General features: G+C 72.6%; 14 protein-coding genes. 5 read left to right on the top strand and 9 right to left on the bottom strand.

The window, feature by feature from the left end; all coding sequences use genetic code 11:
• Window positions 1-145 precede the first annotated feature (145 nt).
• The gene (locus ACFVXH_RS30145; RefSeq protein WP_387829010.1) at window positions 146-808 is read right to left on the bottom strand and encodes an NADPH-dependent F420 reductase; all 663 of its coding nucleotides are present in this window, start codon (window positions 806-808) and stop codon (window positions 146-148) included.
• A gap of 135 nt (window positions 809-943) precedes the next feature.
• Window positions 944-1,396 carry a nuclear transport factor 2 family protein gene (locus tag ACFVXH_RS30140; RefSeq protein ID WP_387828908.1) on the bottom strand — a complete coding sequence of 151 codons (453 nt, stop codon included), beginning with the start codon at window positions 1,394-1,396 and terminating at the stop codon, window positions 944-946.
• 251 nt (window positions 1,397-1,647) lie between these two features.
• Between ACFVXH_RS30140 and ACFVXH_RS30135 the strand changes: the two genes are divergently transcribed.
• The gene (locus tag ACFVXH_RS30135; protein ID WP_387828906.1) at window positions 1,648-2,115 is read left to right on the top strand and encodes a nuclear transport factor 2 family protein; all 468 of its coding nucleotides are present in this window, start codon (window positions 1,648-1,650) and stop codon (window positions 2,113-2,115) included.
• Window positions 2,116-2,150: 35 nt separating this feature from the next.
• On the opposite strand, the gene ACFVXH_RS30130 is transcribed toward ACFVXH_RS30135, so the two are convergent.
• Window positions 2,151-2,894, bottom strand: coding sequence for an SDR family NAD(P)-dependent oxidoreductase (locus ACFVXH_RS30130; protein ID WP_387828904.1), 744 nt, complete (start codon window positions 2,892-2,894; stop codon window positions 2,151-2,153).
• 61 nt (window positions 2,895-2,955) lie between these two features.
• Window positions 2,956-3,831 (bottom strand): SDR family NAD(P)-dependent oxidoreductase, encoded by an 876-nt coding sequence (locus ACFVXH_RS30125; protein ID WP_387828902.1) that lies wholly within the window; start codon window positions 3,829-3,831, stop codon window positions 2,956-2,958.
• Between the two features lie 81 nt (window positions 3,832-3,912).
• Here ACFVXH_RS30125 and ACFVXH_RS30120 point away from each other — a divergent pair, with 81 nt between their 5' ends.
• From ACFVXH_RS30120 to ACFVXH_RS30105, 4 genes are all read left to right on the top strand, one after another.
• A complete protein-coding gene (locus ACFVXH_RS30120; RefSeq protein ID WP_387828900.1) occupies window positions 3,913-4,638 on the top strand; it encodes a TetR family transcriptional regulator in 726 nt (241 codons plus the stop codon).
• Between the two features lie 187 nt (window positions 4,639-4,825).
• Window positions 4,826-6,370: an MFS transporter gene (locus tag ACFVXH_RS30115; RefSeq protein WP_387828898.1), complete on the top strand. Its 1,545-nt coding sequence runs from the start codon at window positions 4,826-4,828 to the stop codon at window positions 6,368-6,370.
• Between the two features lie 140 nt (window positions 6,371-6,510).
• The gene (locus ACFVXH_RS30110; RefSeq protein WP_074003160.1) at window positions 6,511-6,900 is read left to right on the top strand and encodes an SCO5389 family protein; all 390 of its coding nucleotides are present in this window, start codon (window positions 6,511-6,513) and stop codon (window positions 6,898-6,900) included.
• A 210-nt stretch (window positions 6,901-7,110) separates the two neighbouring features.
• Window positions 7,111-8,145 carry an LLM class flavin-dependent oxidoreductase gene (locus tag ACFVXH_RS30105; RefSeq protein WP_049650244.1) on the top strand — a complete coding sequence of 345 codons (1,035 nt, stop codon included), beginning with the start codon at window positions 7,111-7,113 and terminating at the stop codon, window positions 8,143-8,145.
• An 89-nt stretch (window positions 8,146-8,234) separates the two neighbouring features.
• On the opposite strand, the gene ACFVXH_RS30100 is transcribed toward ACFVXH_RS30105, so the two are convergent.
• The 5 genes from ACFVXH_RS30100 to ACFVXH_RS30080 all read right to left on the bottom strand — a co-directional run bounded on the left by ACFVXH_RS30100 (window position 8,235) and on the right by ACFVXH_RS30080 (window position 13,223).
• Window positions 8,235-8,804: a Uma2 family endonuclease gene (locus ACFVXH_RS30100; protein WP_387828896.1), complete on the bottom strand. Its 570-nt coding sequence runs from the start codon at window positions 8,802-8,804 to the stop codon at window positions 8,235-8,237.
• A 175-nt stretch (window positions 8,805-8,979) separates the two neighbouring features.
• Window positions 8,980-10,428 (bottom strand): WGR domain-containing protein, encoded by a 1,449-nt coding sequence (locus ACFVXH_RS30095; RefSeq protein ID WP_387828894.1) that lies wholly within the window; start codon window positions 10,426-10,428, stop codon window positions 8,980-8,982.
• 192 nt (window positions 10,429-10,620) lie between these two features.
• Window positions 10,621-11,631, bottom strand: coding sequence for a quinone oxidoreductase family protein (locus ACFVXH_RS30090; protein WP_387828892.1), 1,011 nt, complete (start codon window positions 11,629-11,631; stop codon window positions 10,621-10,623).
• 175 nt (window positions 11,632-11,806) lie between these two features.
• On the bottom strand, window positions 11,807-12,307 hold the full coding sequence (locus tag ACFVXH_RS30085) for a hypothetical protein (RefSeq protein WP_387828890.1): 501 nt from the start codon (window positions 12,305-12,307) through the stop codon (window positions 11,807-11,809).
• On the bottom strand, window positions 12,291-13,223 hold the full coding sequence (locus ACFVXH_RS30080; RefSeq protein WP_387828888.1) for a class I SAM-dependent methyltransferase: 933 nt from the start codon (window positions 13,221-13,223) through the stop codon (window positions 12,291-12,293). The genes ACFVXH_RS30085 and ACFVXH_RS30080 overlap by 17 nt, the downstream gene beginning before the upstream one ends.
• Window positions 13,224-13,257 lie beyond the last annotated feature (34 nt).

Genomic DNA, 13,257 nt, shown 5'->3' with positions numbered 1-13,257 from the left:
TCGATCGCCGGCCGTCAGAACAGCAGCAGGCCCGCACGGGCGTGGTCGGCCAAGAACTTCCACACGCCCCCGGGCCGGAGCCAGGGTGACGGACAGGCCGACGATGTCGCCGCCCCTGGCGGGACAGTCTGTCACGGCCGGTCGTTCAACGGTCCGCCGTGATCGCCGCTCGGGCCTGGTCCGCGCCGACCACCTCGCCGTCGAGGCCGGACTGGTGCAGGTCCCCGCCGGGGGCCTCGATGCGTCCGGCGTCGGCCAGGCCGCCGGCCCTGACCGGGTCGAATCCGGCCGTGCGGATCAGCCGCTCGGCGGCCGCCGCGGCGTGCTCGTCGTCGGTGGCGTAGAGCAGCGCGGCCCGCTGCGGGGTGCGGTTCGCGCTCGCGGCGAGCGCCTCGGCGGCGAGGGTGCCGAACGCCTTGACGTAGTGGGCGCCCCCGGGCAGGAGCGCGGCGACGACGGACCCGGCCGACTGCCCGTCGGGCAGGGACCGCACCATCCGGCCCTGGTCGTCGAAGGCGATCGGGTTCGACGGGTCGACCACGACCTTGCCCACAAGCAGCGGCGAAACCTGCGGGATCAGCTCCTTGATGGTGTCGAGCCAGACCGCGAACACGACGGTGTCGGCCTCGGCGACGGCGTCCCGGACGGTGGCGGTGTGCGCGAGCGGTCCGAGCTCGTCCGCCAGCTCCTGGGCCCGCGACGCGCTCTTCCCCGTCAGGACGACGTGCTCTCCTCCGGCGACCAGGTGCCGGGCGACCGCGCCGCCGATGCTGCCCACGCCCACGATTGCGGTGGTCATGTTCCTCAGCCTTCCTCTCCGCGAATGTAGGGGTCAGGTGTTCCTCGGATGCCCCCGAGGTTGTCGGGCAGTAGCCCGAATGCCTGAGACGCCACCCGGTCGAGGGTGGTGGGGTTCCCGGCGAGGACGCGGGTCCGGTGGCTCCTACGCGCGGCCGCCCTGCGGCCAGCCCTGGGCGTCGAACACGGCGGTGGGGTCGAGGTAGTCGCGCCAGTGCGCCACCTTGCGGTCCTTGACGGTCACGACGGAGACGAAGCGGTTGTCGTAGGGCCGCCCGGTGTGGACCGAGGTGCCGTGGACCTCGTACTCCAGGACGGCCACCGAGGTCTCGGGGTCGCGGTGGACGCGGAGGTTGTCCGCGCCGTGCAGCGTCACGTAGTCGCCGTAGTCGCTGTACAGGTCGACGATCGCCTGGCGTCCCTCGACGCGCCTGGGGTATCCCGGCACGGTGATCACGAACTCGAAGACCACGTCCTCGGCCAGCAGGTCGTAGTAGTCCTCCCCGTCGACCAGGCCGTCCAGCCCCTCCTTGACGATGCGGAAGAACGGGCTGTTCGCCCCGACCAGGGGGGTGTCGTCGTCGACGGTCCTGCTCACTTCTCCTCCAGGGGCCAGGTGCGGGCGTGGCGCTCGGCGAACTCGCGGACGGTCGTGGCCGGCCGGTGACCTTCTCGGTGTCGCCGGTGAGCCGGCGCAGCACCAGAGCGTAGTCGGCGGGGATACCGGCGGCGACCGCGCCGTCGACCCACGCCTCCTGGTCGGTGTCCTCGTGGCGGACGGGGCGCGGTTGAGGAGCCCGGCCTCCAGTGCTCTGATTCAGGTGTCGCACTCGTCCGGAGGGAGTCACCGTGTCGTCCCACGATCCGATCCCGCCCCAGGAGGCCGCGGACCGGCTGGCCATCCGGGAGCTCGTCGACGCCTACGCGCACTGCGCCGACCGCCGTGACGCCGAGGGGCAGATGGCCCTGTTCACCGAGGACACCCGCTTCCTGGTCTTCATGGACGCCACCGCAGCCGAGCCGACCCAGGAACTGCGCGGCCGCGACGCCCTGGCCCCGGTCTTCGACAACCTGAACACCTACCGGGCCACCACCCACTTCAACGGGCAGAGCACCGTCGTCCTGGACGGCGACCGGGCGAGCGGCGAGAGCTACTGCCTGGCCCACCACCTCTCCTACGGCACGGAGGCCGAGCGGTCGATCATGATCGCCTCGATCCGCTACCTGGACCGGTTCGTCAAGCGCGACGGGAAGTGGTTCTTCGCCGAACGACGGCTGATGGTCGACTGGACCGAGACCCGCCCCAGCACCCCCTGAAGCAGGCAGGCCGGGGCGCGGCGGGTCTGGTTTGGTCAGGCGAGGAATCCGCCGTCGACGGCGAGGTGGCTGCCGTTGACGTAGGCGGCGTCGTCCGACAGCAGGAACGCGATGGCGGTGGCGATCTCGCGCCCGGTGCCGACCCGGCCCATGGGGATGCCGGTCCCGGCGACCCGCCTCGTGCCCTCGGGGTTGGCCCGGGTCATCTCGGTGTCGATGACGCCGGGCTGGAGTTCGTTGACGCGCACCCCCTGGCCGCCGAACTGGATCGCGGCGGTGCGGGTCAGGCCGCGGATGCCGTGCTTGGCGCTGGAGTACTCGGCGGTGGGGCCGCCGCGGTCGGCGAACACGCTGGAGACGTTGACGATCGCGCCGCCGCCCGAGGCGAGGATCGCCGGGATCTCGTACTTGATGCCGTAGAAGAGGCTGTTGAGGTCGATGTCGACGGTGCGCCGCCACTGCTCGGGGGTCATGTCGGGCAGCGGGGTGAAGTCACCGGAGACCCCGGCGTTGTTGACGGCGTAGTGCAGCGCGCCGAACGCCTCGACCGTACGGGCGACCGCCCGCTCGTTGTCCTCGGGGCGGCTGACGTCGCCGGGGACGGCGAGGGCCCGCCCGCCCGCGGCGGTGATCTCGGCGACCACCTCGGCGAGCCGGTGCTCGCGGCGGCCGACGACGGTGACGGCGGCGCCGCGCCGCGCCAGCAGGATCGCGGTGGCGCGGCCCATGCCCGAGCCGGCGCCGGTGACCAGTGCGGCCTTGCCGTGGAACGGTCGCATGTCCGGGTTCTCCCTTCGGGACCTTGGGACTTCGGGACTTCGGGACTTCGCGGCCGGCGTCTCAGCCGTTGGCCGGCAGGTCGACGGGGTAGGCGGCGCCGGTGTCGGCGGACGCCGAGACGGCCTGCCAGGCGGTGGCCTCGGCGAGCTGGCCGCGGGAGTAGTCCAGCGCCATGTCCGCGGCGCCGGCGCCCAGGAGCAGGTGGGTGGGCAGCCGGTCGGCGTGGACGATCCGGATGAGGATCTGCGCCGCGCGGTCGGGGTCGCCCACGGCCGCCCCGCCGCCGCGCAGGAGGTCGGCCAGGGCGCCGACGGTGGCGCGGTAGTCGGCGGGTACGTCGTCGACCTCCATCGAGGCCCCGGCCCAGTCGGTGGCGAAGCCGCCGGGCTCGACGACGAGGTAGCGGATGCCCAGCGGCGCGGTCTCGGCCGCCAGGACGCGGGTGAAGCCGTCCACGGCGAACTTCGCCGCCTGATAGGAGCCGAGCCCCGGGGTGGCGCCGACGCGCCCGCCGACGGAGGAGAACTGGATCACGATGCCGCCGCCCTGTTCCTTCAGCAGCGGGATCGCGGCCTTGGAGACGTGGTAGACGCCCCAGAAGTTGGTGTCGAACTGGCGGCGGAAGTCCTCCTCGTCGGCGGTCTCGACCGGGGCGAGGTTGGCGTACCCGGCGTTGTTGACCACGACGTCGACGGAGCCGAAGGCCGTACGGGCGGCGGCGAAGGCGGCCTGGACCGCGGCCGGGTCGGTGACGTCCAGGGCGACGGGCAGGACGCGGTCGCCGTGGCGGGCGACCAGGTCGTCGAGCTGCTCGGGCTTGCGGGCGGTGGCGACGACCCGGTCACCGGCCGCCAGGGCGGCCGAGGCCAGGGAGCGGCCGAAGCCGCGCGAGGAGCCGGTGATGAACCAGGTGCGGGTGTCGGTGTGGGTACTCATGGATTTAGTGAAACACCGTTGCGCTAATAACGCAACGCCAGATCGTTATTACCGCAACCACGTTTCGCTAGACTCGACGGCGTGACCGACTCCGACTTCCAGCGCGCCCGCACCCCCGAGGCCAAGCGCGCCCGCGAGGACGCGATCCTCGCCGCCGCCGCCCGCCTGGCCACCGACAACGGCGTCCGCGAGGTGACCGTGACCGCCATCGCCGACGAGGTCGGCATGCACAAGTCCGCGATGCTGCGCTACTTCGAGACGCGGGAGGACATCTTCCTGCGGCTCGCCGCCGAGGCCTGGCAGGACTGGTCGGCCGAGGTCCGCGACCGCCTCGCCGCCCTCACCCCGTGCGAGACCGCCTCGGACCCCGAACGGGCCCACGGAGCCCTCGCGATCGCGGGCGTCCTGGCGCAGTCGCTGGTGGCCCGCCCGCTCTTCTGCGACCTGCTCGCGCACACCCCGTTGAATCTGGAGCGCAACGTCTCCCTCGACACGGTCCGCGCCTTCAAGGTCCGCGCCATCGCCGAGGTGGAGGCGATCGGCGCGGCCCTCGGCCCCATCGCCCCGCTCGGCGCCGACCAGGCCCGCAGCGTCGTCACCACCGCCACCTCGATGGCCGGCGCCCTGTGGCAGATGGCCGCCCCCGGCACCCGCCTGCGCGCCTTCTACGAGACCGACCCCGAGCTCTCCCACTCCGTCGTCGACGTCGAGCCCCGCCTCACCGACATCCTGACCGCCCTGCTCACCGGCTACGCCGTCGCCGCCACCCGGCACGCGGGCGACGGATGGCCCCACGACACGCCCTGACCCCCGCGCCGCTCCACCCCGGCCTCCACCGCGGCCCGGCCTCGCACCGGTGCACGGAGTGACCGGGAAGCGGGTGCCTGTCCGTAATGAACGATTGTGTTCCCTATGCCCCGGGGATACCGTCGGTAGTGGTGAACGAATCCGTCCCCTTCCCGTCGTTCACCCCCGAACCCTTTGGGGGACCGCCATGGCCACCTCGCGCGCCCTGGCCGAGGCTTCGCCCGCGACCGCACGTCGGGGCCAGCACCCGGGGATTGCACTCACCGTCATCGCGGCGACACAGCTGATGGTCGTCCTGGACATCACGATCGTGAACATCGCGCTGCCGCACATCCAGCAGGCGCTGAAGTTCAGCACCACCGACCTGTCCTGGGTCATCAACGCCTACACCCTGACCTTCGGCGGGCTGCTGCTGCTCGGCGGACGGGCGGGCGACATCCTCGGGCGGCGGCGGGTGTTCGTCGTCGGCGTGCTGGTGTTCAGCCTGGCCTCGCTGCTCGGCGGCGTCGCGCAGTCCTCCGCCTGGCTGCTGGCGGCGCGGGCCCTGCAGGGCGTGGGCGGGGCCATCGCCTCGCCGACGGCGCTGGCGCTGATCGCCACCAACTTCAAGGAGGGCCAGGAACGCAACCGGGCCTTCGGGGTCTACTCCGCCGTCGCCGGGGCCGGTGGCGCGATCGGCCTGCTGCTCGGCGGCATGCTCACCTCCTGGCTGTCCTGGCGCTGGGTGCTCTTCGTCAATGTGCCGATCGGCATCGCGATCGCGCTACTGGCGCCGCTCTACATCAACGAGTCCGAGCGCCACCCCGGCCGCTTCGACCTGCCCGGCGCCCTCACCGCCACCGCGGGCATGGTCTCCCTGGTCTACGGCTTCATCCGCGCCTCCGACCACGGCTGGACGGACCCGGTGACGCTCACCGCCTTCGGCCTCGCCGTGGTCCTGGTCGCGGCGTTCGTGGCGAACGAGCGGCGCGCACGCCAGCCGATCATGCCCCTGCGCCTCCTACGGGACCGCAACCGCTCGGGCGCGTACGGACTGCTGCTCTGCGTGGCCGCGACGATGTTCAGCATCTTCTTCTTCATCACCCTGTTCGTCCAGGAGATCCTCGGCTTCAGCCCGCTGCGGGCCGGCTTCGCGTTCCTGCCGATCAGCGTGGCCATCGTCGGCGCCGCCCAGTTCGCCGCCCGCAATCAGCTGCGCTTCGGCCCCAAGCCCTTCCTCGTCGCCGGCTCGCTCCTGGTGCTGGGCGGGGTCGCCTGGGCGACGCAGATCGACATCGACAGCAGCTACGTCGGCGGCATCCTCGGACCGACCATGATGTTCGGCTTCGGCATGGGCTCGATCTTCGTCCCCGCCACCCTCACCGTCGTCTCCCACGTCGCCCCGCACGAGACCGGCGCCGCCACCGGCATGCTCAACACCACCCAGCAGGTCGGCGGCTCGCTCGGCCTGTCGATCCTGGTCACGGTGTACGGCACGGCCAGCCGCGCCGAGGCCCGGCAGCAGGCCGGGGCCTTCCTCCGGCTGGCCACCCCGCAGCAGGCCGCCCAGTTCCGGGCCACCGGCCGGCTCCCGGAGCCCTACTCCTCGCAGGTGCTGGTGCACGGGATCGCCAGCGCCTTCCAGCTGGGCCTGGTGTTCGCCGCGCTGGCGGTGGCGATCGCGGTGTTCGTCATCAAGGTCAGCCGGGTGCCGGTGCCGCCCGCCGTCAGCCCTTCGGGGGGAGGTGCTTGACAGGGCGTCAGGGTGACCGGGAGAGTCTTCCCCGTAATGGTTTTCATCTTCGATAACTGTTGCGGGTGACCCCTGCCCGCCACGGGTCGAAGCCCGACCCGTTCCCGAAACCCCGACGCACCCCCCGAAAGAGGACACCCATGTCGCTCGACGTCTCCCCCGCCCTCCTCGCCCAGGCCCAGCAGGGCCGCGTCGACGAGGCCGAGTTCCTCGACACCGTGCGCGCCTCGCTCCCGTACGCCTACCAGGTCGTCGCCGGGCTCAGCACCGAACTCGCGGCCGGCGAAGCGGAGTTCACCACCGACAACACCACTCCCAGCGACGAGCAGCGCGCCCAGCTGCTGCGCGCCCTCGCCAGCAACGCGATCCGCGGCAGCCTGGAGAACCACTTCGGGGTGAAGCTCGCCTTCGTCAACTGCCACCGGGTCGGCGCCTTCCGCCCCGGCACCGAGGACGGCGCGGCGTACCGCGAGTTCACCTCGCTGCACAACCAGATCCGCAACCAGAGCCCGGAGCTGCGCAGCTGCTGACGGCGCCCCGGTGCGGCGGCTCCCACCCGGCCCGACGGGGTGGGAGCCGCCGCCGTACGTGTCGCCGTGTTGCGCACCGTTGCGGGCCGTTGCGGGCCGGTGTCCGGATCGCGCGTCGATCTTGTCGGGCGGCGCGGCGGCTGCGTACGTTCGAAACGCACCACCCGACCGGCCCGCCCCCGGGCCGCCCCTCACCCCGCGGAGCCCACCATGTCGCCGAACCCCCGACCGCTGCGGAAACTCGGCTTCCTCACCATCGGGCTCTTCGACGAGACGGACCCGCGCCGCGGCCACGAGTCCACCCTCGACCTCATCACCCTCGGCGAGCGGCTCGGCTTCGACAGCGCCTGGCTGCGCCACCGCCACCTCCAGTACGGCATCTCCTCCCCGGTCGCCGTGCTCGCCGCCGCCACCCAGCGCACCAGCCGCATCCAGCTCGGCACCGCCGTCACCCCGCTCGGCTGGGAGAACCCGCTGCGGCTCGCCGAGGACCTGGCCACCGTGGACGTGCTCTCCGGCGGGCGGCTCAACCCCGGCTTCAGCGTCGGCCCGCCCACCCACTACGCGCACCTGCGCGACGCGCTCTACCCCGACACCGGCGACCAGGAGGACTTCAGCCCCCGGCGCGCCGAGCGGCTGCTCGCCCTGGTCCGCGGCGAGGACGCCTCCGACTTCGCCGGCACCGAGGGCATCGAGGTGTACTCCCGCCGTGTCCAGCCGCACTCCCCCGGGCTGGCCTCCCGGCTCTGGTACGGCGCCGGCAGCCTGCGCTCGGCCCGCTGGGCCGGCGAGCAGGGGCTCAACCTGCTCACCAGCAGCGTCGTGAAGGCGGAGGGCGACGACGCGGAGCCGCTCGACTTCGCCGCCATCCAGGCCGCCCAGATCCGCGCCTTCCGCGAGCGCCACCCCGACGGCGACCGCGCCCGGGTCTCCCAGGGCCTGGTGGTCATCCCCACCGACAGCGCCACCCCCGAGCAGCGCGCCAAGTACCAGGCCTACGCCCTCGCCCGCGCCCCGCGCACCCTCGCCCCGCAGGGCCCGGCCCGGCTGCTGTTCGCCCCCGACCTGGTCGGCACGACCGAGGAACTCGTCGAGCGGCTGCACGCCCACGCCGGCTACCGCGAGGTCGACGAGGTCGCCTTCGCCCTGCCGTTCACCTTCGAGCACGAGGACTACACGCAGATCCTCACCGACCTGGCCACCCGCCTCGGCCCCGCCCTCGGCTGGACCCCCGGCCAGGACTGACCGACCGCACGACTCCCGGGGGAGCACCATGGACGTCGACACCCTCGACACGGCCGGCGGCTACGGCCAGCTCGTGAACCGCCGACGGCTCAGAACTCGCTGGTGTCCACGTCCAGTTCGAACGGCTCGGGCAGCCGCACCGGCACCCCGAACGGGTGCGGCCCCTCCACCCTGGTGTAACCGAGCGCACCCGGCTGGGAGAACAGCGTGCACGCCCGCTCCTGCCGGTCCACCAGGAGGTAGAGCGGCGCACCGAACTGGGCGTAGCGGCGGCGCTTCACCGTCCGGTCGGTGTCGGCGTTCGACGGGGACGTGACCTCGACCACGAGGACGGTCTGATCGGGAAGCAACGCACCGGGGTTGTTCACCGCCAGTTTCACCGGCACAAGGGCCAGGTCCGGGATGTAGTAGTTCTCGGTACCGGGCAGGTCGAGGTCGCCCGAGCCTGAACGCAATCCGAGTTCGCGCTGGCGGAGTCCGATCTGCAAGCGGATCAGATCGACGGTGTTCTCATGCTCCCAGGACGGCGACACGGGAGTGATGACTCCCTCAACGATCTCAACGCGTTCACCCGCGATGTGCTGAATCGCATACTTGAGGGCTTGCTCCGGGTTCGGCACGTGGCTGTAGTCGCCCGGGCCGATGTGCGCTGTGCTCACGTAGTGCTCTCCTGTCCGGCGCTGGTCTCAACGCTCAGGGGCTGCCCGGCGGAAAGACTACCGGGGTAACACCGCCGCATATGCACGCGCCACCAGACCTACCCGCCAGAACCGGACAACCTCGGGAAGCCGCCGCCCCGAGCCGGATCACCGTCACCAGGCATCAAGTCGCCGGTCAGAGCAGGCGCTTGATCTCGCCGCGTGCCCGGTAGAAGCCGCCCGAGGCGGACTCCCGGACCTCGGCGACCAGGTAGCGGGCGCCGGGGATGCGGATGTCCTTGGGGAACTGCACGCGCCAGGACGGGTCGTAGCCCTGCGAGAGCACCCGCACGCGCAGCCGGGTGCCGTCCTGGACGCACTCGACCTCGACCTCGCCGCCGGTCCGGGCGGTGGCCATCGCGACCGTCTCCAGCCCGGCGCCGGCCCGCACCGGCTCCCAGCCCGCGCCCTTGACCTCGGCGGTCTTCGGCAGCGTGCCGTCCTCGGCCGCCCGCACCGCCTGCTCGCCGGCGTCCAGGCAGGCCAGCGAGCCGTCCGTCGTCACCAGGTAGAGCCGCCCCTCCCGGTACTGCATGCTGTACGCCGAGCCGCAGCCGGTGGCGAGCTTCCACAGCCGCGTCCCGTCGGCGGCGAAGCAGTACACCGAGGAGTGGTTGTCCCCCGCGAAGACGTACTCGCCGTCCGGGGAGGCCGCGCAGGAGAACACGCCGGCGTCGCAGCGGTAGGCGGCCACCTCGGCGCCGTCCGACTTGCGCAGCCGGTGCACCCAGCCCTGCCCGGTGCCGGCGAACACCGCGTCGGCCTCCTGCCAGCCGAACAGCACCCCACCCCGGGTGGGGGTGTACCAGCGCTGGTCGCCGCTGCGGTTGTCGTAGCGGGCGACCCCGCGCGAGTGGCCGTGGTAGACGCCGTCGGCGTCGCAGCGCACCATCCAGCCGGACCGGCCGTCGGCCTGACGGCGCCACTGGAACTCGTCCTCGTGGTCCACCGTGGTCAGCCCGCCGCGCTCGTCGGCGACGCCCAGCACGCCGTCGTGGATGTCGAGCCAGAAGATGTCCACGTCCTGGGCTATCTCGTACGCCACCCGCGGGATCTTGCCGCCCAGGTCGTACACCTTGCCGTCGTCGCAGCCGGCGTAGATCCACCAGTCGTCCGCGACGATGCACTTCACGCCGTCCGGCAGGCCGTAGCGGGCCGTCACCTCGCCGTCGTGGGTGAGGGTGTAGACGTCGCCGCGCTCGTTGCCGACCCAGGCGTGCTCCTCGCCGACGAAGATCCCGAAGGCGGGCGAACCGGAGCGGAAGCGCCACAGCAGCGGCGCCTGGCGGGCGGTCGAGCGGCTGCTGACGATCTGCCGCCTGGTCACCTCCCGGCGCTGGCGCACGCCCCGGACGGCCGGGGCGTAGCCCTTGCGGACCTTCTCGCCGATCTTCTTCGCCGCCGCCGAGGCCGCCTTCTCCGGGCTCGGGTACGTCGTCGCCTTGCTCTGCCCGGGCTCGCCGATCCGCCCGTACCGTACCGTCACCACCTGGCCGGCGAGCCGCACCTCGTAGAACTTGTGCGCACTCCCCTCGTCCTCGGACAGTTCGAGGTACGTGACCTGCTCTTCCACGGCGACGGACACGGCGCGGTCCCCTTTCGGGCGACGGAGATTTCGGGCAAGGGAAGCGGGAGCCGGCGGGACCCGCCCGCCGACACCCCACAAGCTACGACCGGGCACTGACAATCGGCCCCGGTCACGGGCGGGGCCCGTGTGGTCAGCCCGGGTCGGCCAGGAGGGCGCAGCCTCCAAGATCCCCGACCTCGTCGCCCTCGATCAGCTCTGCGTCTCCTCGCGGCGTCCGACAGCGGCCGCACCGGGCACGACGAGCAGCTTGCCGGTGGTACGCCGAGCCTCCAGATCGCTGTGGGCCTGGGCGGCCTCGGACAGTGCGTAACGGCCCGTCACGGTGACCTCAAGCGCCTTGGAGCGCACCCACTCGAACACATCGGCGGCCCGTCGGAGCAGTTCGGACCGATCGGCGATGTAGTGCCCGAGGCTGGGCCGGATCAGGGTCAGCGAACCGCCGTGGGCGAGCCGAATCGGATCGAACGGCGGCACGGCACCACTTGCCGCGCCGAAGAGCACGAGATGGCCGCGGGTCCGCAGGCTGGCGAGGCTCGCATCGAAGGTGTGCGCGCCGACGCCGTCGAAGACAACCGGCAGTCCCTGACCGCCGTTGAGCCGCCTCACCTCGGCTGCGAGATCGTCGACCGCGGAGGAGAGGATCACCTCGGCGGCCCCGGCACGCTTCGCCAACTCGGCCTTCGCCGTGGTCGACGTCGTGCCGATCACCCTGCCGCCGAGATGGGTGATGAGCTGGGTCAGAAGCAGCCCCATGCCACCGGCAGCCGCATGCACGAGCACCGTGTCGCCCCCCTGAACCGGGTAGGCGTCCTTGACGAGATAGTGCGCGGTCATGCCTTGGAGGAGCACCGCGGCGGCTGTCTCGAAGCCGATGTCGTCGGGCAGCGGCACCAGCCGGGAGGAGTCCACGACGGCCCGCTCGGCGTACGCGCCGGGAATCTCCACCCAACCGACCCGGTCCCCGACTGCGACGTCAGCGACGCCGGGTCCGACTTCGACGACCGTTCCGGCGCCCTCGGCGCCCGGGGTGAAGGGCAGCGGGACGCTGTACCGGCCTTCGCGGTGGTATACGTCGAGGAAGTTGACCCCGGCTGCGGCGACCTCCACGACCGCTTGGCCCGGGCCCGGCGTCGGTTGATCGATATCGACCAGTCGCAGCACCTCGGGACCGCCCACTTCGGACATCTGAATCGCTCGCATGACCCCTCCTGAAACGGCAGACTTCCCTCACCGAACTCCGCTCGTGGCGATCTTATTTCCGCTCGTGGTGAGGTGCCGTAGCCGTCACGTCCAGGTCAGCGGCATGAAGCCGGCCATGCCGCGGCGACTGCCCTGGAGCCCGCGGCTGCGGCCGAGCATCGTTCAGCGTGCCGGCTCAGGAGGTTCGGTGGGCCTGTCGAAGGAGGTGTTCCCGCTCAGAGCGGCTGGTGGTCTGCTCCGCGGCGGCGCGACAGTGCGTGACTGCGGCCTCGTGGTCACCGGCCAGGTCGAGCAGTTGGGCCCGCACCGCCCCGCCCTCCCCGGTCCGGCCGACGGCCCAGGCGACGGCGTCGCGGGCCACCGCCATGCCGTAGAGGGTAACCTTGTGCCGTTCCTGACCGCGGCGGGGCACCTTCAGGCCGGCGGTGCCGACCAATGCGCCTCTGCCGCGTGCGGCAGCGGCGTTGTCGAAGGCGCCGATCAGGGCGCCCGGCCCGTCCTGGGCCTCGGCCAGGCGGCGCAGCGTCGCGGCCAGGGGCTTGCCGGCCTCCTCGGCGTGGCTGGAGGTGAAGGCGCTCGGTGTCTCGCGCAGCGCGGCCAGCCGGAAGCGCCGGTACGGTTCGGCGTCGGCGACACCCAGCGGGCGGAGGGTGATCAGGTCAGCCGAGGCGGACACGGGTGCACCTCGTCACGTACGGGAGGGCGATCTCCTCGCGGCCGGCCAGGTCCGGGTGGGTGGCGAGCAGCTGCTCGACGTCGGCCAGCAGGCGGACCCGCTCGTCCTCGGGCAGCGCGATCACATAGCTGCGCGAGGCGACCATGTCGACGATCCCGGCCCGGGTCGTGACGTGCTCCCAGCGGATCTCCAGCCGCTCGGGCGCTCCGAACGGCGCCGGGAGGGCCGGCCGGGTGTCGATCCGCTGCGGCGTCGAACGGTGCATCAGCACGCCCAGGGCTGCCGCCCACGGCTCGGACTCGTCCCGGACGTTCCACACCAGCGCGAGCGTCCCGCCGGGGGCGAGCACCCGGGCGATCTCCGGCACGGCGGCCGTCTGGTCGAACCAGTGCCAGGCCTGGGCCACCACCACGGCGTCCACGCTGCCGTCCGGCAGCGGGATGCGCTCGGCCGAGCCCGCCCGGACGGCCGCCTTCGGCACGGCCGCGGCCAGCCGGGCCCGCATCCCCTCGTCGGGCTCGACCGCCACCACGTCCAGGCCCGCCTCGACCAGCAGCCCGGTCAACTTGCCCGTCCCGGCGCCCAGGTCGAGCACCCGGCGGGCCTCCCGGGGCACCACCGAGCCGACCAGCGCCCGGGGGTAGCCCGGCCGACCGTGCTGGTACGCGTCCGCCGCCACGCCGAACGACCGCGCCCGCAGCCTGCCGGCCCACCGCCTGGTCGCCCCCTGCCGCGTCATCCCGCAGGCCCGCCCGATCTCCTCCCAGGTCGCCTCCCGCCCGCGCCGCAGCTCCTCCACCAGCTCCGTCCGCCGCCCCTCCAGCGCCTCGATCACCCCCGACAACCGCCGCAGCCCCTCCACGCCGCCACCGGCCACGTCCTCCGCCACCCGCCGACCAAGATCACCTGTCTCCATGGCCCGGCACTGTACGGAGCTTCGGCGGAGGTCG

The sequence above is a fragment of the Kitasatospora sp. NPDC058184 genome (assembly GCF_042883725.1).
Taxonomy (GTDB): domain Bacteria; phylum Actinomycetota; class Actinomycetes; order Streptomycetales; family Streptomycetaceae; genus Kitasatospora.
The sequence above is the reverse complement of the archived record's forward strand: the minus strand, read 5'-3'. Positions and strand labels throughout refer to the sequence as shown.